Source organism: bacterium (assembly GCA_021372775.1).
In the GTDB taxonomy this organism is placed as follows: Bacteria; Acidobacteriota; Polarisedimenticolia; order J045; family J045; genus JAJFTU01.
This window is the reverse complement of sequence record JAJFTU010000388.1, coordinates 1-22,002: the sequence shown is the minus strand read 5'-3', so window position 1 is coordinate 22,002 and position 22,002 is coordinate 1. Positions and strand designations below refer to the sequence as shown.

At 74.0% G+C, this 22,002-nt stretch carries 16 protein-coding genes; 12 read left to right on the top strand and 4 right to left on the bottom strand.

All coding sequences use genetic code 11. The features are described 5' to 3' along the window. Positions 1-2,969 (top strand): hypothetical protein (locus tag LLG88_12985; protein ID MCE5247821.1); only part of this gene is annotated, 2,969 nt, incomplete at its 5' end. Between the two features lie 71 nt (positions 2,970-3,040). Here the strand turns inward: LLG88_12985 and LLG88_12980 are convergent. Together LLG88_12980 and LLG88_12975 are read right to left on the bottom strand one after the other, a co-directional pair. Further along, on the bottom strand, positions 3,041-3,379 hold the full coding sequence (locus LLG88_12980; GenBank protein ID MCE5247820.1) for a cytochrome c family protein: 339 nt from the start codon (positions 3,377-3,379) through the stop codon (positions 3,041-3,043). Positions 3,380-3,421: 42 nt separating this feature from the next. Beyond that, positions 3,422-5,515: a cytochrome c3 family protein gene (locus LLG88_12975; GenBank protein MCE5247819.1), complete on the bottom strand. Its 2,094-nt coding sequence runs from the start codon at positions 5,513-5,515 to the stop codon at positions 3,422-3,424. A 222-nt stretch (positions 5,516-5,737) separates the two neighbouring features. On the opposite strand from LLG88_12975, the gene LLG88_12970 reads away from it, so the two are divergent. After that, positions 5,738-7,324, top strand: coding sequence for a DUF349 domain-containing protein (locus LLG88_12970; GenBank protein MCE5247818.1), 1,587 nt, complete (start codon positions 5,738-5,740; stop codon positions 7,322-7,324). A gap of 88 nt (positions 7,325-7,412) precedes the next feature. Here LLG88_12970 and LLG88_12965 read toward each other — a convergent pair whose 3' ends face one another. Both LLG88_12965 and LLG88_12960 read right to left on the bottom strand, forming a co-directional pair. Continuing rightward, on the bottom strand, positions 7,413-8,819 hold the full coding sequence (locus LLG88_12965) for an HDIG domain-containing protein (GenBank protein MCE5247817.1): 1,407 nt from the start codon (positions 8,817-8,819) through the stop codon (positions 7,413-7,415). Continuing rightward, a complete protein-coding gene (locus LLG88_12960) occupies positions 8,816-9,547 on the bottom strand; it encodes a 1-acyl-sn-glycerol-3-phosphate acyltransferase (protein ID MCE5247816.1) in 732 nt (243 codons plus the stop codon). The genes LLG88_12965 and LLG88_12960 overlap by 4 nt, the downstream gene beginning before the upstream one ends. Positions 9,548-9,652: 105 nt before the next feature. Between LLG88_12960 and LLG88_12955 the strand changes: the two genes are divergently transcribed. The 10 genes from LLG88_12955 to lpxB form a co-directional block, all read left to right on the top strand. Next, positions 9,653-10,975, top strand: a complete 1,323-nt coding sequence (locus LLG88_12955; GenBank protein ID MCE5247815.1) for a nucleotide sugar dehydrogenase — start codon at positions 9,653-9,655, stop codon at positions 10,973-10,975. Further along, positions 10,972-11,931, top strand: coding sequence for an SDR family oxidoreductase (locus tag LLG88_12950; GenBank protein ID MCE5247814.1), 960 nt, complete (start codon positions 10,972-10,974; stop codon positions 11,929-11,931). Before LLG88_12955 ends, LLG88_12950 begins: the two co-directional genes overlap by 4 nt. A 57-nt stretch (positions 11,932-11,988) precedes the next feature. Continuing rightward, on the top strand, positions 11,989-13,290 hold the full coding sequence (locus tag LLG88_12945) for a UDP-glucose/GDP-mannose dehydrogenase family protein (GenBank protein ID MCE5247813.1): 1,302 nt from the start codon (positions 11,989-11,991) through the stop codon (positions 13,288-13,290). 49 nt (positions 13,291-13,339) lie between these two features. Next, a complete protein-coding gene (locus tag LLG88_12940; protein MCE5247812.1) occupies positions 13,340-14,296 on the top strand; it encodes an SDR family oxidoreductase in 957 nt (318 codons plus the stop codon). Continuing rightward, positions 14,293-15,333, top strand: coding sequence for a hypothetical protein (locus LLG88_12935; protein MCE5247811.1), 1,041 nt, complete (start codon positions 14,293-14,295; stop codon positions 15,331-15,333). The genes LLG88_12940 and LLG88_12935 overlap by 4 nt, the downstream gene beginning before the upstream one ends. An 81-nt stretch (positions 15,334-15,414) precedes the next feature. Further along, entirely contained in the window at positions 15,415-17,631 is a 2,217-nt protein-coding gene (locus tag LLG88_12930; protein ID MCE5247810.1) for a polysaccharide biosynthesis tyrosine autokinase, read from the top strand. A 185-nt stretch (positions 17,632-17,816) separates the two neighbouring features. Then, a complete protein-coding gene (locus tag LLG88_12925) occupies positions 17,817-19,007 on the top strand; it encodes a glycosyltransferase (GenBank protein MCE5247809.1) in 1,191 nt (396 codons plus the stop codon). Positions 19,008-19,047: 40 nt separating this feature from the next. Continuing rightward, on the top strand, positions 19,048-20,151 hold the full coding sequence (locus LLG88_12920; protein MCE5247808.1) for a nucleotidyltransferase family protein: 1,104 nt from the start codon (positions 19,048-19,050) through the stop codon (positions 20,149-20,151). Then, on the top strand, positions 20,148-20,846 hold the full coding sequence (locus LLG88_12915) for a lysophospholipid acyltransferase family protein (protein MCE5247807.1): 699 nt from the start codon (positions 20,148-20,150) through the stop codon (positions 20,844-20,846). Before LLG88_12920 ends, LLG88_12915 begins: the two co-directional genes overlap by 4 nt. Beyond that, positions 20,843-22,002: lipid-A-disaccharide synthase (gene lpxB, locus LLG88_12910; protein MCE5247806.1), on the top strand; the 1,160-nt coding region annotated here is incomplete at its 3' end. The genes LLG88_12915 and lpxB, both read left to right, overlap by 4 nt.

Genomic DNA, 22,002 nt, shown 5'->3' with positions numbered 1-22,002 from the left:
GTTCCGGCGCCGCGGCGTGGCCGGCGCCGCCCGCGACCGCCGGCGGCGGCGAGACGCCGGCCCCCGCGTGGTCGGTCGTCCCGGTCGCGTGGTCGTCGTTCGTCGGCCCGGACGCCGCCGCCGCGTGGCGCGCGTTCGACGAGCGGATGGTCGTCGCCGCGGCCGGCGACCGCCCGACCGTCCTCCTCGTGCGCGGCGGCGCGGCGCCGGGGCTCGGCGACCCGCGCGACCCGCGCGGCTTCCGCGGGCCGGACGGCGCGGCGGGAAGCGCCGCGGCGCGCGACGCCTTCCGCAAGGCGTTCAGCGACTTCCTCCGCGACCTCGCGCGCCGGGCGGCGGGACGCGCGGCGTGGTTCCTGCTCGCCGACGTCGCGCCCGCCCCGGGCTCGCCGGACGACGCGCGGCTCGCCGACTACGAACTGAAGTCGGCCTCGGTCACGCTCCGCTCCGAGGCGCCCGGCGCGGGCGTCGGCGCGCTCGCCGCGGGCGAGGCCGAACTCGATCTGCTGCTGCGGGCCTACGCCGTCTCGGGCGACCTCGCCCCGTACCTCGACGCGGTCGGCCTCCGCGCCGGCGCCGCGGACGAGGCGGATCTCGGCGCGGCGGCGCGCCGCCTGCGCGCGGCGATGCTGACGCGCGACGCCGGCGCGTCGATCTGGATTGTCGCCCCGACGCCGCCGCGCCTCTCGGCGGAGCGGACCGCCGAGGAGGCGGCCGCGCGCGCCCTCGAGCTTTTGGACGGCGGCGCCGACCTCGCGATCGTCGATCCGGGCGCCGAGCCGGACGCGGCGCGCCTCGCGCTGGCCGGCGTCGCGGCGGCGCTCGGGCGCGACGCCGGCGCCGCGCCGAAGAGCACCTCCGGCGTCGAGCCGACGACCGGCGCCGGAGCGCTGCGCTGGACCTACTTCTTCGACGACCGGAACTTCCGCGAGATCATCGTCGTCTGGGGGAAGGACGCGGCGGTCGAAGGCGCCGCGGCCGGCCTCGAACTCGAGACGAACCTGCGCCGCGCCTTCCACATCTACGAGGCGACGGGGCGCGGCGCCCCCGGGGCGCGCGTCGCGCCGGCGGCGCGGGGGAAGGTGCTGCTCGAACTGCGCCTCGCGCGGCGGCCGTCGTTCATCGTCGTCGAGCGCGACCGGACCTCGCCGGCCGGGGGGCTGAAGACCGAGGAAACGGCGGCGCGCGGCGCGCACGTCGTCACCGCCGAGGAGATCATCGCCGCGCACCAAGTCTGGCGCGCGTTCCAGGACGCGCGTCTGGCGAGCGTCGCGCGGACGGGGGAGATCACGTTCCGCCTGCGCTACGGGCAGGTCACGGGGACGTTCGACGTCTCGGTGCGCGGCGACTACTCCTGGGACCGCGGGACGGGCGGGGAGTGGACGATCAAGGACACCTACTTCAACGGCGTCCGCCTCTCGTGGGACAAGTTCCCCGAGGCCCCGTTCATCGGCAAGGAGAAGGTCGTCGCGCTGCCGCTGGAGCTGACGTTCGACCGCCGCTACGCCTACGTCCTCGAGGGCGAGGACGTGGTGGACGGGCGGCGCTGCTGGCGGCTGCGCTTCGAGCCGCGCGACCGCGCCTTGGCGCTCGTCGGCGGCCGGGCCTGGATCGAGCAAAAGACCGCGGCGCTGGCGAAGACGACGACGATCCAGACGAAGCTCAAGCCTCCCGCCGCGGGGGACGAGGAGACGCAGACCTACGAGCCGATCGAGGGGCCGGACGGCACCGTCTTCTGGCTGCCGCGCGAGATCGACGGCCAGCAGCTCTACGCGGTCTCCGGCGGCAACCTCGTCGTGCTGCGGCGGGTGACGTTCGGGCCGCCGCGGATCAACGATCCGCGCTTCGCCGAGGAACGTCGCGCGGCCTACGCCTCGACGCGGCAGATGATCCGCGAGACGCCCGAAGGGTACAAATGGCTCGACCGCAATCCGGACGGCACGAGGCGCGTGCTGGAGAAGGGGAATCCGCGCCAGCTCTTCGCCGTCGCCGGGATGTACAAGGACCAGGGGACCGACGGCGTCGCGCCGCTCGGCGGGATCGACTACACCGACATCGACGCCTTCGGCCGCGGCGCGATCCTGAACGTCTTCTTCGCCGGGCCGCTGCTCAACGTCTCGCTCAACAAGGCGGGGCTGTTCGGCACGCGCTGGGACGGCGCCGCGACGCTCAACGCCGTCGGGTTCGCCCGCTTCGACAAGGACTACGACCTCGGCAAGGAGATCGAGGCGCGGCGCCTGCGCCGGCTGGAGCAGACGCTGCGGCTCAACCTCGGACACCCGATCGGCCGGTTCGCGAAGATCAAGGGAACGCTCGATCTTTCGTACCTCAACTTCCACCGCGACGAGACGACGCGCTCCTTCACGCCGCCGCCGAACACGCTGGAGACGACGGGGCAGGTCGAGCTGAGCTACGACCGGGGGGGCTGGGGGCTCGCCGGCCGCTGGGGCGCGGCGCGTCGCGCGACCTGGGCGCCTTGGGGGCCGGACGGCGCGCTCGTCTCGGGCGCGGAACTCGACCGCGCGCGCTCGTACCGCACGTGGGGCGTCTCGGCGCAGAAGACGTTCTTCCTGCCGTACTTCCAGAAGCTCGAGTTCGGCGCCGACTACCGCGCCGCGCGCGACGTGGACCGCTTCTCGGCCTATCAGTTCGGGCTGCTCGGCGGAACGCGCGTGCGCGGCTTCGGCGGGGCGGGGATCCGCTTCGACCGCGGGGCGGTCTTCTCCGTCGGCTACGGCTTCAATCTGGGGGAGGGGCTGCGGTTCGACGCGGGGATCGACCACGCGCGCATCCACGACCCTTCGGTCGCCCCGGGCGCGACCCGCGCCACGGGGATCGGCGCCGCGGCGAGCCTCGCCGGGCCGTGGCGCACGATCCTGCGCTTCGACGTCGGCTACGCCCTCCGCTCCGACCTCGCCGAGGCGCGCGGCGACAAGGAGTTCTTCGTTCTGGCGCTGCGCCTGTTCTGAGCGCGGGCGGCGGAATAAGAAAAGGCCGCGCGGCGACGACCGCGCGGCCTTTCCCGTCTTTCCGGAAGACGCTACTTCTTGTGGCAGTCGGTGCAGCCCTTCGGCGCCGGCTTGCCCGCCGCGACCGCCTTGGCGTGGCAGGTCTTGCAGGAGAACTTGCCGTCGCCGTGGAAGGCGGCGAAGAGCTTCGGCGCCTTTCCCTGGCCGTTGTGGCAAGTCTCGCAGGCCTGCGGCTGCCCCATGTGGTGGCAGTCGGCGCACTTGGCCCCGTACTTGGCCGAGTGCGCCTTGTGGTTGAACGTCACCGCGCCGTTCTTGGGCTCGTACTTCTTGGTCTCCGGCGGCGCGCCGGCGAACGACCACGCCGACGCGGCCAAGAGGCCGGCGACCACGAGCGCGAACTTCTTCATCGTCGATCCTCCGTCGAACAGCTCTGTTGCGGCCGCGGCCCCTCAGGCTCGGCGCGGCTCGTTTCCGCCGGACTCGGGCGCGCCGGACGCGCCTTCCTCCGGGCTCTTTCCGTCCGGCGCCGCGGGGGGCGCCGCCGGACGGGGCAACTCCTCGGCCCACGACGGCGGCACGTCGCGTTCCGGGTCCACGCCGTGCCAGAGGACCATCTGCCGGTACTCCGCGGCGTGCTCTTCCTTCATCAGGTGCGGCGTGATGGTACCGTCGATCCACGTCGGATGGGTCCCGTGGATCCCCGGCCTGAACTGCACGCCGAGCATATGCCAGATCAGGATCGCCCCGACGGCGAGCATCGCCTCGTAGAGGTGGACGACGCGCGCCACTTCGACGACCAGCCAGTGCCAGCGAGGGGCGGTCCAGAGGATGATCCCCGTCGCGCCCATCACCGCCGTGCCCCAGACCAGCGCCCAGTACTCCGCCTTCTCGCGGTAGTTGTAGCGCCGCCCGGCCGGCGGCCGCTCGTCGATTCCGACGAACCAGCGGATCGTCCGCCAGAGGTGCCGGAACTCCTCGAGCGGCAGCGGGAGCATCGCCACGAACTCCCGTCGGCCGCGCGCGGTGAACCGCAGCCAGATCAGGTGGTAGGCCCCGACGGCGAGGAGCAGCACCGCCGCGATGCGGTGGAGGTTCGCGCGGAGGGCGAACGCCTGCGCGCCGAGGTTCCCCGCCGCCGCCGCGGGGAGTTCGAGCAGGAATCCGGTCGCGGCGAGCGTCGTGAACGTGATCGTCAGCAGGAGATGCTGCACGACCATGTTCGGGTCCCAGCGGCGGACGACGTAGCGGCCGCCCTTGACCTCGAGGCGCGAGAGCGGCGGCGCCCGCGGCGGGGCGACGTCCCCCGGATCGGCCTCGATGGGGCGGCGGCGGGCGCGGAACAGCCGGAAGAGCTCGAGGAGCTGGTGCAGCGCCATCCCGCCGAGCGTGCCGAAGATCAGCAGCAGGTAGGAGATCTTGATCGAGCGCAGCAGGCCGCGGCCCCGCGCGTCGGCGCCGGCGTGGACCGGCAGGCGCGCGAACTCGGCGGTCGCGTTCGGGTGGCAGTCGGGACGGCCGCAGGTCGCCCGGATGTTCTTGTCGTTGATCGGCGACGCCGGATCGGACGAGCCGCGGACGTCGTGGTACTGGTGGCAGGAGGCGCAGTTGGCGACGTTGGAACTGTGCCAGAGGCTCCCCTTGCCGTGGTACGAGTTCTGGTAGGTCGAGACGCGGTCGGCCTTGAGGTTGTTGCGCGCGGCCAGCGCCGGGTCGCCGTGGCAGCGGCCGCAGGTCGCGGCGACGCGCCCGGCGTAGACGCGCGACGCGCGTTCGTTCGGCCGGTCGATGTCGTGGGCCCCGTGGCAGTCGGTGCAGACCGGCGCGTCGGCGTTGCCGGCGGCCCAGCCCTTGCCGTGCGCGCCGCGCAGGACGGCGGCCGATTCGGAGGGATGGCAGGAGGCGCAGACCTTCATCCGGTTGCGGCGATTGAGCGGGTTCTCCGGATCGGCGATGCGCCGGATCTCGTGCGGCTTGTGGCAGGCGGCGCAGGTCGGCGCCTCGGCGATCTCGTAGACGAGCACGGCGCGCCCGTGGATCGAGCGCTTCCACTCGCCGACGACGTCCTTGCCGTCCTTCGCCGCGTGGCAGGCGCCGCAGGTGTCGGCGAGCCGCTTCGGATTGATCGCCGCCGCGGCGTCGTCCTTGCCGCGGATCTGGTGCGAGCCGTGGCAGTCGGCGCAGGGGGACTTCGCCCCCTCGCGCGGCTTCATTCCCGACGCGTGGACGGAGGTCTTGCGGAGCGTCTCGGCGACCTCGGCGTGGCAGGCGCCGCAGTCGACCGGCGCGAGCCGCGCCGGGTGGGGGATCGGCGCGTCGTCCTTGGCCAGATCGGCGTGGCACTGGGTGCAGGCGAACCCCTCGTGCTTCGACCCCTTGAGGGCGTCGGGGGGGACGACGAGCCGTCCGGCCCGTTCCCCGGCGTCGGCGAAGGCGTCCTTCGTCGAATGACAGGAGAGGCAGGTGTCGTCCGACAGCGCCTTCGCGGCGGGGACGGTCGCCAAGGCCAAAAAGACCGCGGTGAGGACCTTCGTCGCCTGCGTCACGTTCGGCTAGCCTCGCACGACGGGAGTGTAAGTCGGCGAACGCGCCTCTTGCAAGTCGGTAAGCTTATCCCTCGCAGCCCGCCGCGGCGCCGCGGCGTCCGCTTCGAGATGCGCCGCGCGGCGGAGAGGATACGGAGGGGACGGGACCGCGACGCCGCGAAGTCGTATCATCGCCCGCGCGACTGAGCGATTTCCGAATTCACCGACCGAGGTCTCCGCCCCATGACCGACGACCGCGACGACAACGCCTCCACGACCCCCGACGCCGAAACGACTGCCCAACCCGCCGGACAGACGCAGCCCGCAGCTTCCGCGGAAGAGCGGCCCCGCGAGGGGGCGCCGGAAGGGCCGGCTTCGGCCGAGCCCGCCGCGCCGCTCTCGACCGAAGCCGCCGCGCCGCTCTCGGCCGAGCCCGCCGCGCCGACCGCCGACGCGCAGCGCCGCCGCCTGGGCGACGAGCTGGCGCGCCTCGAGGCGAAGATCGCCGGCGCCCGCGCCGGCCTCTACGTCGACCGCGTGCGCCGTCTGCGCGACGCCGCGCGCGCCGCGGGAGTCGAAGAGATCGCCGACCGCCTCGACGCGATGGAGCGGGCCGTGCTCGACGCGCAGGTCGTCGAGCGGGCGAAGAAGGAAGACCTTTGCCGCCGCGCCGAGGAGCTGCAGGACTCCACGACGTGGAAGGCGACCGCGGAGACGCTCAAGGGGTTCCGCGAAGAGTGGAAGTCGATCGGCTCGGCGGGCATGGCGCCGGCCGAGACGCCCGACGGGGCGGAAGTCGATCTCGACGAAGTCCTGTGGGGCCGCTTCCGCGGCGCGCTCAATCACTTCTTCGACCGCCGCGCGCTCGACCTCGAGCGGCGCGCGCTGCAGCGCGACGACGCCAAGGGAAAGAAGGAGGCGCTCTGCGGCCGGGCCGAGGCGCTGCTCGACTCGGAGGACTGGCGGGGCGCGGCCGAGGCGTTCGACGCGCTGATGGAAGAGTGGAAGGCGGCCGGTTCCGCGGGGCGCGAGTTCGACGAGGCGCTCTGGAAGCGGTTCGGCGCGGCGCGCGCGGCGATCTTCGAGCGGCGCGCCGAGCACTACAAGGACCTGCGCCGCGAGCAGGAGGAGAACCGCCGGCGGAAGGAGGCGCTCGTCGCCGAGGCCGAGGCGCTCGTTCCGTCCGAGGATCTCGCCGCGGCCTGCCGCCGGATCCGCGAGCTGCAGGCGGAGTGGAAGACGATCGGCGCGCCGCCCAAGGCGGTCCGGACCGAACTGTGGGACCGCTTCCGCGCCGCGGGGAACGCCGTCTTCGAGAAGGCGAACGAGCAGGGGGCGGGCGCCAATCTGGCCGCCGTCGAAGCGCTGGTGACCGAGGCCGAGTCGCTCGTCCAGTCGGCGAACGTCGGCGCGGCCTGCCGGCGGATCCGCGAGCTGCAGGCGGAGTGGAAGACGGTCGGCCCCGCGCCGCGCGCCGTCCGCACCGAACTTTGGGAGCGGTTCCGCGCCGCGGGGAACGCCGTCTTCGAGAAGGCGAACGCGCAGCGGGACGAGCGGAAGGAGTCGCGCAAGCGGGCGCTCGACGAGGCGCTGGAGCGGCGGCGGCGGCAGGTCGCGGCGATCGAGGAGTCGATGGCCCGCGACCGCGGCCACATCGAGCGCTGGGAGGCGACGTTGCGCGGCCTGCGCCCCGGCGGGCGCGAGGACGAAGTCCGCGCCGGGCTGGAGGCGAAGATCGCCGACGTCGGCGCGCGCCTCGCGGCGAACTACGCGCGGCTCGAGGAGATCAAGGCCAGCATGGCCGACATCGAGGCGCGCATCTCGGAGTGACGGCGGCGCCTTTGCCTGAGTCGGCCGCGGTCTCCCGCAGCGTCCGGCTTGGGTCCGCGCATCGAGGATGCGGCGGCGCCGCGTCCCGTCAGCGGCGTCGCGCGGCGAGATAGGCGAGCGCGTCGTCCGCCGTCTTCAGCCGTCCGGCGAGGCGCAGCTCCTCGATTTCCCGCAGCGCGGCCCCGACTTCCGGCCCTTCGGCGACGCCGAGCGCGCGCATCACCGCGCGGCCGTCCACGAGCGGACCGGCGGCGCGCGCCGCGGCCAACTCGTCGCGCACGGCGAGGAAGCGGCGGCAGGTCTCGCGCAGCGCGGCGCGCACCGCGCGGTGGCCGACGCCGCGGCTCGCCGCCTGGTCGGCGAGGGCGTGCAGCGCGAGCGGCTCCGCCGCGTCCCCCGCCTCCCGCGCGATCCGCCCGAGGGCGCGGCGGGAGAGAAGTCCTTCGGTCGGCACGACGAGCCGCAGATGCAGGCGGACGAGCGTCGTCAGCGCCGCGGCGCGGGCGCGGCCGAAGCAGAGCCGCTTCGCGATCCGTTCCGCGATCTCCGCGCCGACCACTTCGTGGCGGAAGAACGACGCTTCGCCGTTCGGACGGACGGCGCGCGTCGCCGGCTTGCCGAGGTCGTGCAGCAGCAGCGCCCAGCGCAGCGTCGCCAGCCGCTCGCCCGCCGGAAGGCGCTCCGGCGGGACGACGCCGCGCCCCAGCAGCCGCGGGCGGTCGGCTGCGGCGAGCGCCGCGAGCGTGTGGCCCCAGACGTCGAGGTGATGGTGGCGGTTCTGCGCGACGCCGCGCGCCGCGGCGATCTCCGGCAGGACGACCTCCGCGAGGCCCAGCGCGTCCAGTTCCGCGACCGCGCGCGAGGGGCGCGGCGCGAGCAGCATCCGGTCGATCTCGGCGACGACCCGCTCCGGCGCCGCGCCGGCGAGGAGCGCCGCGTCGCGCGCGGCGAGGGCGCGGGCGCGCGGGGTGAGGGCGAGGGCGGGGATCTCCGCCGCGATCCGCGGGCCGCGCAGCAGCCGCAGCGGATCGTCGACGAAGGCGTCGTCGCGCGGCGGGTCGAGCGCCCCGGCGGCGAGGTCGGCCACGCCGCCGAGAGGATCCTCGAGCGCCGCGGCGGCGAGGTCGAAGGCGACGGCGTTGGCCTTGAAGTCGCGCCGCGCGAGTTCAAGGGCGAGCGGCCGCTCGTCCAACTCGACCGCGTCGAGCTCCCGCCCGGCGATCGCCATCCGGTGGTCCACGACCCGCTTGGCGAACGTCACCGGCGCGTGTCCGGAACGCTCGGCGAGCCAGGCGAGGATCTCGCGCCGCGGCTCGCCGACGACGAGATCGACGTCGCGGCCGGCGCGGGTCCGGCCGAGCAGCAGGTCCCGCACGAAACCGCCGACCAGCCAGACGCGCCAGCCGCGGTCGCGCGCGGCGCGGGCGAGCGGGGCGAGCAGCGGGTCGCGCGCGGCGCGCGCGGCGAGCCGGCCCGTCGCCTCTTCGAAGGTCATGGCCGGAGTTCGGCCGCGGGACGCTGGTCGTCGGGGAGCGCCTCGAGAATCAGCGCGCGGGCCGCGTCGCAGAGCGCGTCGCGGTCCGCGTCGCCGGAGACCGCGCCGTCGAGCGGCGGAAGCGCGCGGACCTCGACCTCGCCGGGCGCGATCCGCCAGCCGCGCGCCGCCTGGATCTTGCACGCGCCGACGATCGCGACCGGCAGCACCGGCAGCCGCTCGCGCAGCGCCACGGCGAAGGCGCCCCGCTTGAAGCGGGCGAGGCGGCCGTCGCGGCTGCGCGTCCCTTCGGGGAAGAAGCAGATCACCGCGCGGCGCCGCTTGTCCCAGCGGATCCCCTTGAGGCGGCGGAGGTCGGCCCGGCCGCCCGACCGTTCCAGCGGCACGAAGCCGGCCACGCGCAGCGCCCAGCCGAAGATCGGAATGCGGAAGAGCTGCTCTTTGGCGACCATGCGGAACGGAATCGGCAGGTAGCCGCAGGCGACGTAGATGTCGATCGCCGAGGTGTGGTTCATCACGACGACGGCCGGGCGGGTCGCCTCGATCCGCTCGCGGCCGTGGATCGTGACGCGGACCCCGGCGGCGCGGAGCGCGACGCGGGACCAAGCCCTCGCGACGCGCGGGACCATCTCGGTGCGCGGCGCGACGAGCATGACCAGCGTCCCGAACAGGGCGAGCGGGGGCATCACGAAGATGTGGACGAGCGTCACCAGCAGAAAGCGGTACATGCGGCGAGGATAGCGCGGCTTGCGCCGCCGCGCGCGGCCGCGGGCCGGCCGGACGCCGCGGCGTATACTCTTCGGACCCCGCCGCGGGGTCGGGGAGGAGCAGAGGTGGGAGAGCTGGTCGATCAGTTTTTGGCGCGCGTGGCCGATCGTTCGGCGCAGGTCGGCGTCGTCGGCCTGGGGTACGTCGGGCTCCCGTTGGCCGAGGTCTTCGCCCGCCGCGGCTGCCGCGTCCTCGGCTTCGACGTGGACGCCGCGAAGGCGGCCGCGGTCAACGCCGGACGGTCGTACATCGGCGACGTCTCCGACGCGCAGCTCCGCGCGCAGGTCGAGGCGGGCCGGCTCGAGGCCACGGCCGACTTCGACCGGCTGGGCGAGGCGGACGCCGTGCTGATCTGCGTGCCGACGCCGCTGCGCAAGACCCTCGATCCGGACATCTCGTTCGTCGTCGGCGCGACCGACGCCGTCGCTCGGCGCCTGCGGCGCGGGCAACTGATCGTGCTGGAGTCCACCACCTATCCCGGCACCACCGCCGAGGTCGTCCAGCCGCGGCTCGAGGCGGGGGGGCTGAAGGTCGGGCGCGACTTCTTCCTCGCCTTCTCGCCGGAGCGGGTCGATCCGAGCAACCCGCGCTTCAAGACCGAGAACACGCCGAAGGTCGTCGGCGGCGCGACGCCGGAGTGCGGCGCGGCGGCGGCGGCCCTCTACCGCCTGGCGATCCCCGAGGTCCACGTCGTCTCCTCCGCGGCCGCGGCGGAGATGGTCAAGCTGCTCGAGAACACCTTCCGGCTGATCAACATCGGCCTCGTCAACGAGATCGCGCAGGTCTGCGAGCGGCTGGGGCTCGACGTCTGGGAGATCATCGACGCCGCGGCGACCAAGCCGTTCGGCTTCATGCCGTTCTATCCGGGGCCGGGGCTCGGCGGGCACTGCATCCCGATCGACCCGCACTACCTGAGCTGGAAGCTGCGTTCGATGAACTTCTTCACCCGGTTCATCGACCTGGCGGCGGAGATCAACCGCGGGATGCCGCGGCACGTCGTGGACCGCGTGGGGCTGCTGCTCAACGAGGCGCGCAAGCCGGTCAACGGGTCGAAGGTCCTCGCCTTGGGCGTGACCTACAAGAAGGACACCGCCGACGTGCGCGAGTCGCCGGCGCTCGACGTGATCGACCTGCTGCGGGAGCGCGGGGCGGAGGTCTCGTACCACGATCCGTTCGTGCCGCGCCTCGCGGTCGCCGGACGGGACGTGCCGTTCGCGCCGCTGACCGCGGAGACGCTCGCCGCGCAGGACGTCGTCGTCGTCCTTTCCGACCATTCCTCCGTCGACTACGCGCTCGTCGCGGAGAAGGCGCCGCTGGTCTTCGACGCCCGCAACGCCCTCGGCCGCGCCCTCGGCGCGGCGGCGGGCCCGCGCGTCCGTCGCCTGTGAGCGCGGTCCTCGTCACCGGCGCCGCCGGGTTCATCGGCTCCCACGTCGCGGAGGCGCTCGTCGCCCGCGGCGCGCGCGTCGTCGGGCTCGACAACTTCGACCCGTTCTACGCGCGGGAGATCAAGGAACGGAACCTCGCCGCGCTCGCCGGACGGGACGAATTCGAGTTGGTCGAAGGGGACGTGCGGGACGAGGAACTGGTCGCGCGGCTCTTCGCCGGGCGGAAGATCGACCTCGTCGTGCACCTCGCGGCGAAGGCCGGCGTCCGTCCCTCGGTCAAGGCGCCGGCCCTCTACGCCGACGTCAACGTGCGCGGCACGGCGGTGATCTTCGAGGCGGCCGCCCGCGCGGGGACGAAGCGGATCGTCTACGCCTCGTCCTCCAGCGTCTACGGCGCCGGCGCGGCCGCGCCGTTCGCCGAGGACGCGCCGGTGGACCGCCCGCTGTCGCCGTACGCGGCGACGAAGCGGTCCAACGAGCTGCAGGCCGCCGCGCACCACCACATCCACGGCGGCGACGTCGTCGGCCTCCGCTTCTTCACCGTCTACGGCCCGCGCCAGCGCCCCGAGATGGCGATCCACAAGTTCGCGCGGTCGATCGACGAGGGGCGGACGCTGACCGTCTTCGGCGACGGCACGGCGCGGCGCGACTTCACCTACGTGGACGACATCGTGGACGGCGTGGTCGGCGCGGTGGAGCGGGGGCGCGGAGCGGCGGTCTACAATCTGGGCGAATCGGCGACGACGAGCGTCTCCGCGCTGATCGACATGCTCGCGGAGCGGCTCGGAAAGCCGGCGCGCGTCGAGCACCTTCCGCCCGAGCCGGGCGACGTCCCCCTGACGTGCGCGGCGATCGAGCGGGCGCGGCGCGACTTGGGGTACGATCCGCGCGTTCCGCTCGCCGCCGGGCTCGACCGCTTCGTCGCCTGGCGCCGCGGCGTCGCGGCGCGGAACTGAACGAGACGGGGGAACCAAGCGCCCGGGCCTGCGCCCGCGGCCCCGAGGACACGGCACGTGAACATCGCAATCGTCGGCACCGGCTACGTCGGCCTCGTTTCGGGGGCCTGCTTCGCGGAATTCGGCACCAGCGTCACCTGCGTGGACATCGACGAGCGGAAGATCCAGGCGCTGCGCCGCGGCGAGATCCCGATCTACGAGCCCGGGCTCGACTCGCTCGTCGCGCGCAACGTCGCCGCGGGGCGGCTGCGCTTCACCACCGACCTGCGCGAGGCGGTGCGCGACAACCTGGCGATCTTCGTCGCCGTCGGCACGCCGCAGGACCCGCACGGCCGCGCCGACCTGAGCTCCGTCAAGGCCGCGGCGCGCAGCATCGCCGAGGCGATGGACGGCTACAAGGTGATCGTCGTCAAGTCCACCGTGCCGGTCGGCACGGGGGAGAAGGTCGAGGCGCTGATCCGCGAGACGACCGGCGGGAAGTTCCCGTTCAGCGTCGCCAGCAACCCGGAGTTTCTGCGCGAAGGGGCGGCGATCGAGGACTTCATGCGCCCCGACCGCGTGGTGATCGGCTGCGAGGACGAACAGGCCGCGGCGATCCTGCAGGACCTGTACCGGCCGCTCTACCTCATCGAGACGCCGATCGTGCGGGTCCGCCGGCGCGCCGCGGAACTGATCAAGTACGCCGCGAACTCGTTCCTCGCGCTCAAGATCTCCTACATCAACGAGCTGTCCGACCTCTGCGAGAACTGCGGCGTCGACGTCCACGACATCGCGAAGGGGATCGGCCTCGACCGCCGGATCGGCGGCAAGTTCCTCCATCCCGGCCCGGGCTACGGCGGCTCCTGCTTCCCCAAGGACACGCGGGCGCTCCTTTCGACCGCGCAGGAGTTCGGCGGCGGCCTCTCGATCGTCGGCGCCGCGGTGGCGTTCAACGACGCGCGCCCGGCGGCGATGGTGGAGAAGATCCGCAAGGCGATGGGCGGGGACCTCGCCGGCAAGACGGTCGCCCTGCTCGGCCTGGCCTTCAAGCCGAACACGGACGACGTGCGCGAGTCGCCGGCGCTGGCGATCGCCGGCGGCCTGGCCGCGGCGGGCGCCGCGGTCAAGGCGTTCGATCCGGCGGCGATGGAAACCGCGCGCGCCGCGGGCTTCGCCGGCGAGGCGGCCGCGGACGAGTACGCCGCCTGCGGCGACGCCGACGCGCTCGTCATCGCCACGGAATGGAACCAGTTCCGGAACCTCGACCTCGAGCGGGTGAAGAAGGCGCTCAGGACGCCGCTGATGGTCGATCTCCGCAACATCTACAAGCGGCGGGACGTCGAGGAGAAGGGTCTCGCCTACGTCGCCGTCGGGCGCTGACCCGGCGGCGCGGCGGACCACGGACGGACCCGCGGAGAGGGGAGAGACGATGCGCGCGTTGGTGACCGGAGGCGGCGGCTTCATCGGGTCGAACTTGGTCGAGGCGCTCTTGGGGCGCGGCCACGACGTGCTCGTCCTCGACGACTTCTCCACCGGACGGCGCGCGAACCTCGCCGAGGCGCCGGCGTGGGCGGCCGCGGGAAACGGCGCGTTCGCGCTGCTGGAAGGGGACGTGCGGGACCGCGCGACCGTCGAGCGCGCGACCCGCGGGCGGGACTGGATCTTCCATCTCGCGGCGGTTCCCTCGGTCGTCCGCTCGGTGGCCGACCCGCTCACCTCGCATCTGGTCAACGTGGACGGCACGCTGCTGCTGCTGCTGGCCGCGCGCGACCAAGGGGCGAAGCGGTTCGTCTTCGCCTCGTCCTCGTCCGTCTACGGCGAGTCGGAGACGCTGCCGAAGGTCGAGACGATGCCCTCGGCGCCGATCTCCCCCTACGGCCTCAACAAGCTCGCCTCCGAGACCTACTGCCTGCTCTTCCACCGCCTCTACGGGCTGCCGACGATCGCGCTGCGCTACTTCAACGTCTTCGGTCCGCGGCAGAACCCCGCCTCGGAGTACGCGGCGGTCATCCCGCGCTTCGTCGCCGCGGCCTTCGCCGGCGAGCGCCCGACGATCTTCGGCACGGGGGAGCAGACGCGCGACTTCACCTACGTGGCGAACGTCGTGGACGCCAATCTCCGCGCGGCCGAAGCGCCCGAGACGGCCTGCGGGCAGGCCTACAACATCGCCTGCGGCGACCGGATCAGCCTGCTGCGGCTGGTGGCGCGGATCTCCGAACTGACCGGGCGCCCGCTCGAGCCGCTGCACGAGCCGGCCCGCCCCGGCGACATCCTGCACTCGATGGCCGGCATCGAGAAGGCGCGCCTCGGCCTGGGGTTCGCGCCGCAGGTTTCTTTCGACGAAGGGCTGGCCAAGACCGTGGACTGCTTCCGGCGGTCGGCGTGACCCAGGGCGCCGGACGTCGCGGCCCCGACGCGGCGGTGATCCTCGCCGGCGGCGGCGGGACGCGCCTCTGGCCCTGGACCGGCCCCGACCTTCCCAAGCCGCTGCTGCCGCTCGGCGGCGGCGGCCGCACGTTGCTCGGCGCGACGCTCGACCGTCTCGCGGGGATCGTGCCGCCGGGGCGCGTCCGCGCCCTCGCCGCGCCCGGCCTCGGCGCCGTCCTGGCCGCGGGGGAGCCGCGTCTCGACGCGGAGAGCCTCTGGGTCGAACCGTCGCCCCGCGACACCGGTCCGGCCGTCGCCCTCGCCATGCGCCGCGTCCTCGACGAGGACCCCGCGGGCGTCGTGGCGATCCTGCCCGCCGACCACCGCGTCGGCGACGAAGCGCGCTTCGCCGCGGCCCTCGCCTCGGCGGCCGAGGCGGCGCGGGCGGGGGAACTGGCCCTGCTCGGCGTCGCGCCCGACCATCCCTCGACCCGCTTCGGCTACCTCCAACTGACCGACGAACGGGCCGCCGGCGGGACGACCGTCGTCGGGCGGTTCGTCGAGAAGCCGGATCCGGAAAAGGCGCGGACGCTCCTCGCCGCGGGGGCGCTGTGGAACGCCGGGATGTTCGTCTGGCGGGCCGACGTCTTCTGGGTCGAGCTCGAGCGGCGCTGCCCGGAGATCGCCGGTCCGGTCGCGGAGTACGCCGCCTCGGGCGACGTCGCGGCGTGGGAGCGGGCGCGCCGGACGTCGATCGACTACGGCCTGATGGAGAAGGTGCCGCGGGCCGTCGCCGCGCCGCTCGACGCGGCGTGGGACGACGTCGGCGGATGGGACGCCGTCGCGCCGCTCGCGGCGTGCGGCGACGCGGGGCCGGCCCGCCTGATCGAACTGCGCGGGGAAGGGGCCGCGGGTTCCTTGGCGCTCGTCGTCGGCGAAGGCGAGGCGGAAGCGGCGGTGCTGTTGGGCGAGGGGGCCCGCCTGGTCGTCGTCGGACCGCGCGGCGTCCTCGTCGCGCCCCGGGACGCGGCCGACCGGGTCAAGGCCTTCGTTTGAACGTTGCCCCGGCGGCGGGGGGTGGATTACTCTCCCCCATCGGCCAGTGTCCCGCGGAGGGATACCGGGAGGTTCGTCGTGATGCGTGACGAAGGGGAACAGACGCCGGAGGTCGGCGCCGCGGAATGGAGTCTGTCGGCGATCCAGAAGTTGCTCTGGAGCCGCCGCTGGTTGATCGCGGCGATCGCGGCCGAAGTGTTTCTGCTCACCGGCCTGGTGACCTTCCTCAAGACGCCGCTCTACGAGGCGTCGGCGCGCTTGGTCATCGAGCGCAGCACGCCGAAGGTGATGCAGGGCGAGGACGTCGTTCCGACCGTCTACAACGAGTTCGAGATCCAGCGCTTCTACCAGACCCAGTACCTCCTGCTGCGCGACCCCGCGCTGCTGCGCCAGGCGCTCGACCGCCACGGCGTGCGCGAGGCGCTCCTCTCCTCGCTCGGCAAGGACGTCAAGTCGGAAGGGGACGCCGCGGCGCCCGACGACCTCAAGCTGGCCGGCTTCGTCAAGGACAACCTCAAGATCGAGCAGGTCGAGTACTCCAACATGGTCCGCGTCTCGTTCCGCCATCCGTCCCCGGAAGTGGCGGCGAACGTGGTCAACGCCGTCGTCGAGACCTACCGGGACTACTTCGTCGGCAGCGGGCTCGACGCGCGCAAGGACGCCTCGACCTTCCTCACCAAGGCGATCGAGGACGCGAGCGCGGAGGTCCGCGCGCTCGACGCCAAGCTGGCGCAGGCCCGGTCGCAGCTGACCGAAGTCCCGACGTCGAGCGGCGGCGGCGAGATGGGGAAGTCGCGCCTGGAGTCGATCGACTCCGAGCTGACGCAGGCCAAGGCGCGCCTCGCCAAGGCCGAGGCGAAGCTGCACGCCTACGAACACGCCCCCGCCGACTCGATCGACGAGGTCGCCAACAACCAGCAGGTGCAGCGCTACACCGAGGCGCTGGCGGCGATGCGGCGCGAGATGGCGGAGCTCGAGGGACGCGTCGGGCCGGGCTGGCCGCGCCTCCGCGAACTGCGGGAGGCCGTCGCCCAGACGGCGAACGATCTCGACGGCGTGGAGCGGCAGCTGCAGGAACAGGCGATCGGCGGCGCGCGGGCGGACGTGGCCCAGGAACAGGCGACGGTCGACCGGCTGTCGTCGCTCCTCGGCTCGGAACTGCACCAGTCGGCGTCGGCGCAGGTCACCTCCGGCGGCTACGAGTCGATCCGCCAGGAGTACGAGCAGAAGAAGTCGGCGCTCGACCGGCTGCTCGCGCGGCGCGAGGAAGTGTCGATGTCGGCCGACCTGAAGAAGGTCGTGGAGCGGCAGGTGACGATCGTCGACGAAGCGCGCGCCCCGGAGCGCCCCGCGACGCCGCGCGTGCGGCTCAACCTCGCGCTGGGGCTGGCGTTCGGCCTGTTCCTCGGCGTCGCCGCGGCGTTCCTCGCCGAGGCGCTGGACAACAAAGTCCGCGGCGGCGCGCAGGCCGGCGAGCTGGCCCGTCTGCCGCTGCTCGGGAGCATCCCGCGGCTCGAAGGCCCGGCGCGTCCGCGCGTCGCCTTCTCGCGCTCGAGGAAGGGGAGCGTCGCCCCGATCCTCACCGAGAGCCATCACGACGTTGAAGAAGCGTTCCGCGCCCTCCGCTCCGGCCTGCTGCTCTCGCAGGCGGGGCGTCCGCCGCGGACGATCCTGATCACCTCCGCCGTCCCGGGCGAGGGGAAGAGCACGGTCGCAGCCAACTTCGCGCGCACGCTCGCCTCGTTCGGGCACAAGACCGTGCTGATCGACTGCGACCTGCGCCACCCGCGCCAGCACAAGGTCTTCGACGTCGCGGCCGACGCCGGCCTGACCAACATCCTCGCGGCCGACGCGCCGGTGGACGACGTCCTGCGGCCGACGGCGTTCGAGAACCTCTGGCTGGTCCCCGGCGGTCCGTGTCCGCCCGATCCGGCCACGCTGCTCGACCCGGAGCGGATCAAGAAGCTGATCGCCGACCTCGAAGCGCGCGGCTTCGAGTTCGTGCTGGTCGATACGCCGCCGGTGATGATCTTCGCCGATACCTACAACCTCGTTTCCGCGGTCGAGGGGGTCGTGCTCGTCGCCCGCGCGCAGCTGACGCCGAAGGACGCGCTGCGCCAGACCAGCGAGGCGCTGCGGAAGGTCAAGGCGCCGCTGCTCGGCGTTGTGCTCAACGGCGAGGTCGGCGAGGAGCGCGGCGGCAGCTATTACCGCTACTACCACTACCGCCGCGGCTACTACGGTCGGGGCGCGTCGAAGTCCGGCGCCGCCGACGGGGCGGAGGGCTCCTCGAAGTAGCGACCGTTCGGCGCCGGCCCGTCTCGCGGGCCGGCGAACCCCGCGCTTTCCGCGGCGCCCCGCGCGGGGCGCCGCTTCGTCTCGGCGGACGGCCTCGTCGGCGATCGGCAAGACGGGCCGCCGCCTGCCTGCGGGGCGACGCTTCGTTTCGACGGGGCCGCGCGGCGGATGCTACAGTGCCCGACGTGACGACGAACGCCGCCGCGCTTCTCGCCTTGTCCGCCGCGCTCTCGCTGGCGGTCGTCGCCTACGCCTACGTCGGCTACCCGCTCGCCGCGCGGCTCGTCCCGCGCCGGCGCGCGCGGAGCGGGTTCCCCGCGGCCGCGCCGCTCCCCTTCGTCACCGTGCTGGTCGCCGCGCGCAACGAGGCGCCGGTGATCGAGGCGCGCCTCGCCGACCTGCTCGCGCAGGACTATCCGGCCGACCGGTTCGAGGTGATCGTCGTTTCGGACGCGAGCGACGACGGGACCGACGCGCTCGTGGCCGCCGTCGCCGACCCGCGCGTCCGGTTCTTCCGACAGGAACGGCGGGGGGGGAAGACGGCCGCGATCAACCTCGCCGCCCCCGCCGCGCGCGGCTCGATCCTCGTCCAGACCGACGCCAACGTGAGCTTCTCCCGCGGCGCGCTCGCCGCGCTGGCCCGGGCGTTCGACGATCCCGAAGTCGGCGTCGCGCTCGGCGAGGTGTCGTTCTGCAACGCCGACCGCCCCGACGTGGCGGGCGGGGAAGGGCTCTACTGGCGCTTCGAGAGTTGGTGCAAGCGGGTCGAGGCGGCGCGCGGCCTGCTCGCCGTCGCCAACGGCGGCATCTACGCCCTGCGGCGCGAACTGTGGCGGCCGCTCCCCCCGACGATCTCCGGCGACGCGGCGGAGCCGCTCCTCGCCGCCGCCGCCGGCCGGACGACGGTGATCGCCGCCGGGGCGCGGGCGTTCGAACGGGCGGCCGGCTCGCTCGGCGAGGAGTACGCGCGGAAGGTGCGGATCATCGCCCAGCAGGTCGCCTGCTGGCGCTGGCTGGGACTCGCGCCGCTGCCGGGGCGGATTCGTTGGGCCTACGCCTCGCACAAGCTGCTGCGGTACGCGGCGCCCGCCTTCTGGGCCTTCGGCCTCGCCGCCGGCCTCGCCGGCGCGGCCCTCGGCTCGCCCGCCGCGGCGGCCGTCGCGGCGCTGGCCGCGGCGCCGCTGGTCTGCGCGCCGCTCGGGCTGCTGCCGCTGCCCGGGCCGCTGCGCCGCGCCGCGCGCGTCCCGCTCTATCTGGCGATGGTCAACGTCGCCGCGGTCGCCGGCGTCCTCCGCGGCCTCTCCGGACGGGCTCAGGCGGCGTGGGAGACCGCGGTCAGCACCCGCGTTCCCCCGCCGGCCGATCCAGTGGGATAATGGAGTTTTCGCCGCGGAGCGGCCGAACCCGGAGATTTCGATGCCCAAGGGCGAACTGGACCCCAACTCAGCGCTGGCGCGCCTGCTCGCCGCACTCCATCCGGGCGATCCGCACACCGACCGCGTGATCTCGGCCTCCGACGCCGGCGTCCTCGAAATCGTGGACGAGGCGCGGGCCCACCGGGCGTCGCCTCTGCTGGCGCGGGCGCTCGACCGCGGGGGACGGCTCGACGCGATCCTCGGCCCGGCGCGGGAGCGGCTGCGCGGCGACGTGCTCGACGCGGCGATGGACCGCGCGCGGCTCGAAGGGGCCTTGTCCGCCGCGGCGGACGCCCTCGCCGCCCGCAGCGTGCCGTTCCTCGCGCTGAAGGGGGTCGCCCTCGGGCTGACCGTTTACGCCGAGTCGCTGCTGCGCCCGATGACCGACGTCGATCTGCTGGTCCATCCCTGCGACCTCGACCGGGCGCTCGACGCCCTCGAGGAAGCGGGGTTCGAGCCGCCCGAGGAAGCCGAGCGGCGCTTTTGGCGCGAGTCGTACTACAACCTGCCGGTGCGGGCCCCCGAAGGGGGCGCGTTGGTCGAGATGCACTGGTCGATCGCGCAGGAGACGCGCCAGCGCCCCGACATCGGCGGCCTGTTCGCCCGCTCGCGCGCCGCGGAGTGGAAGGGCCGCGAACTGCGCGTCCTCGGCGCGGCCGACCTCCTGCTCCACCAGTCGCTCCATCTTTCGTACCACTACTTCGAGCCGAAGCTGCTTTGGCTGCACGACCTCGCCCTTGTCCACGCGGCCGAGTTCGACGCCGAGGAAGTTCTGGCGCGGGCGCGGGCGTGGGGCATGTCCACGCCGCTCCACCTCGCCACGCTGCAGTTGGAGCGCGCCTTCCCCGGCGCCGCGCGGCCGCGGCTGCTCGCGGCGGCGAACGAATCGTCCCGCGTCCGCGCGCTCGTGCGGATCTTCGCCGCGCGCCGCCGCCCCGACATCGTCGCTTGGCGCGGCCGCCGCTGGGTCCAGCTGCTTCTCGCCGCGTTGATGCTCGACAAGCCGGCCTACGTCGCCGCGCCGCTCGCCTCGTGGCTGCTGCGCGCGGTGCGCCACGGCGACCGCGGCGTGCGCCGCCGGACGAACCGGGGCGGGCCGCGTTGAGTCCCCGGACGGCCGCCGGGCCGCGCCCCCCGCTCGGGGAGCGGCTGCTCTTCGCCGCGGCGCCGCCCGCCGCGGCGCTGTTGATCCGCGCCCTGCGCGCGACGCTGCGCCTGCGGGTGCACGGGCGCGAGACGATCGAGGAGTACGCGCGGAACGGCACGCGCTACGTCCACGTCTTCTGGCACGCCCACATCCTGATGATGGTCTACTCGTACGTCGGGCCGCAGCTGGTCTTCATGATCAGCCGCTCCAAGGACGGCGAGCTGATCTCCCGCACCGTGGAGCGGTTCGGCTACGTGCTCTCCCGCGGCTCGACGACCGAAGGGGGCGCGGCGGCGTTCCGCGGGATGGTGCGCGCCGTGCGCGGCGGGTCGGACATCGGGTTCACCCCCGACGGGCCGCGCGGGCCGTCGCGCGTCGTGCAGCCGGGATGCGTCGCCGCGGCGCGGCTGCTCAAGGCGCCGATCGTGCCGGTCGCCTTCGCCGCCGACCGGGCGTGGAAGCTGCGGAGCTGGGACCGCTTCGTCGTGCCGAAGCCGGGCGCGCGGGCGCTTCTGGCGTACGGCGAGCCGTTCGTCGTCGGTCCGGACGACGACATCGACGACGCGGCGCGACGTTTGGGAGAGGAGATGGCGGCGTTGGAACGGTTCGCCGAAGAGCGCGCCGGCGACCTCTCCGTCGGGAGGCGGGCGTGAGCGGGCGGCGCGTGCTGGTCGTGGCCGGCGAGGCCTCGGGCGATCGCCACGCGGCGGGGCTCGTGACGGAGGCGCTGCGGCGCGATCCTTCGCTCTCGTTCTCCGGCGTCGGCGGCCGCGCGCTGCGCGAGGCCGGCGTCGACGTGCGGATCGACAACTCCGAACTCGGCGTGGTCGGCGTGTCCGAGGTCTTCGGGCAGGCCGGCGCGCTGCTGGGCGCGCTGCGGGCGATGCGGCGGCGGATCGTCGCCGAGCGGCCCGACGCGCTGCTCCTCGTCGATTTCCCCGACTTCAACCTGCACCTCGCCGGGGTCGCGGCGCGGGCCGGCGTGCCGGTCGTCTACTTCGTCAGCCCGCAGGTCTGGGCGTGGCGCACCGGGCGCGTGCGCAAGATCAAGCGGCGCGTTTCGCGGATGATCGTCTTCTTCCCGTTCGAGGAACGGTTCTACCGCGAGCGCGGCGTGCCGGTCACCTTCTCCGGCCACCCGCTGGTGGACGACGTGCCGCCGCGCCCTCCGCGGCGCGAGGCGCGGCTCGAGCTGGGCCTCGATCCGGAGCGGCCGGTCTACGGGCTCCTTCCCGGGTCGCGGCGCGGCGAGTCGGCGCGGCTGCTCGACCCGCTGCTCGCCACGGCGCGGAAGATCCTCGAGGCCGAGCCGAACGCGACGTTCCTGATGCCGCTGGCCGAGACGCTCGACGTCGGCGCGGTCGAGCGGCGCAGCCTGGTGGCCGGGCTGCCGGTCGTCGCGCTGTCGGGCGCCTTCGAGCCGATCGTCGCCGCCTGCGACGCCGCGGTCGCCGCCTCCGGCACCGTGACGCTCGAGCTGGCGCTGCGCGGCGTCCCGTCGGTCGTCGTCTACCGCACGAGCGCGCTGACCTACGCGATCGGGCGGCTGCTGGTGAAGACGAAGTACGTCTGCCTCGTGAACCTCGTCGCCGGACGCGGCGTCCTTCCCGAACTGCTGCAGGGGGACTTCACCCCCGAGCGCGCCGCCGCGGAGGCGCTCGCGCTCGGGCGCCCCGGCCCGGCGCGGGAGGCGGCGTTGGCCGGGATCGCCGAGGCCGCCGGGCGGCTCGGTCCTCCCGGCGCCTACGCGCGGGCGGCCGAAGCGTTCCTCGACACCTTGGACGGCGCCGCGCGCGCCGCGGAAAAGGA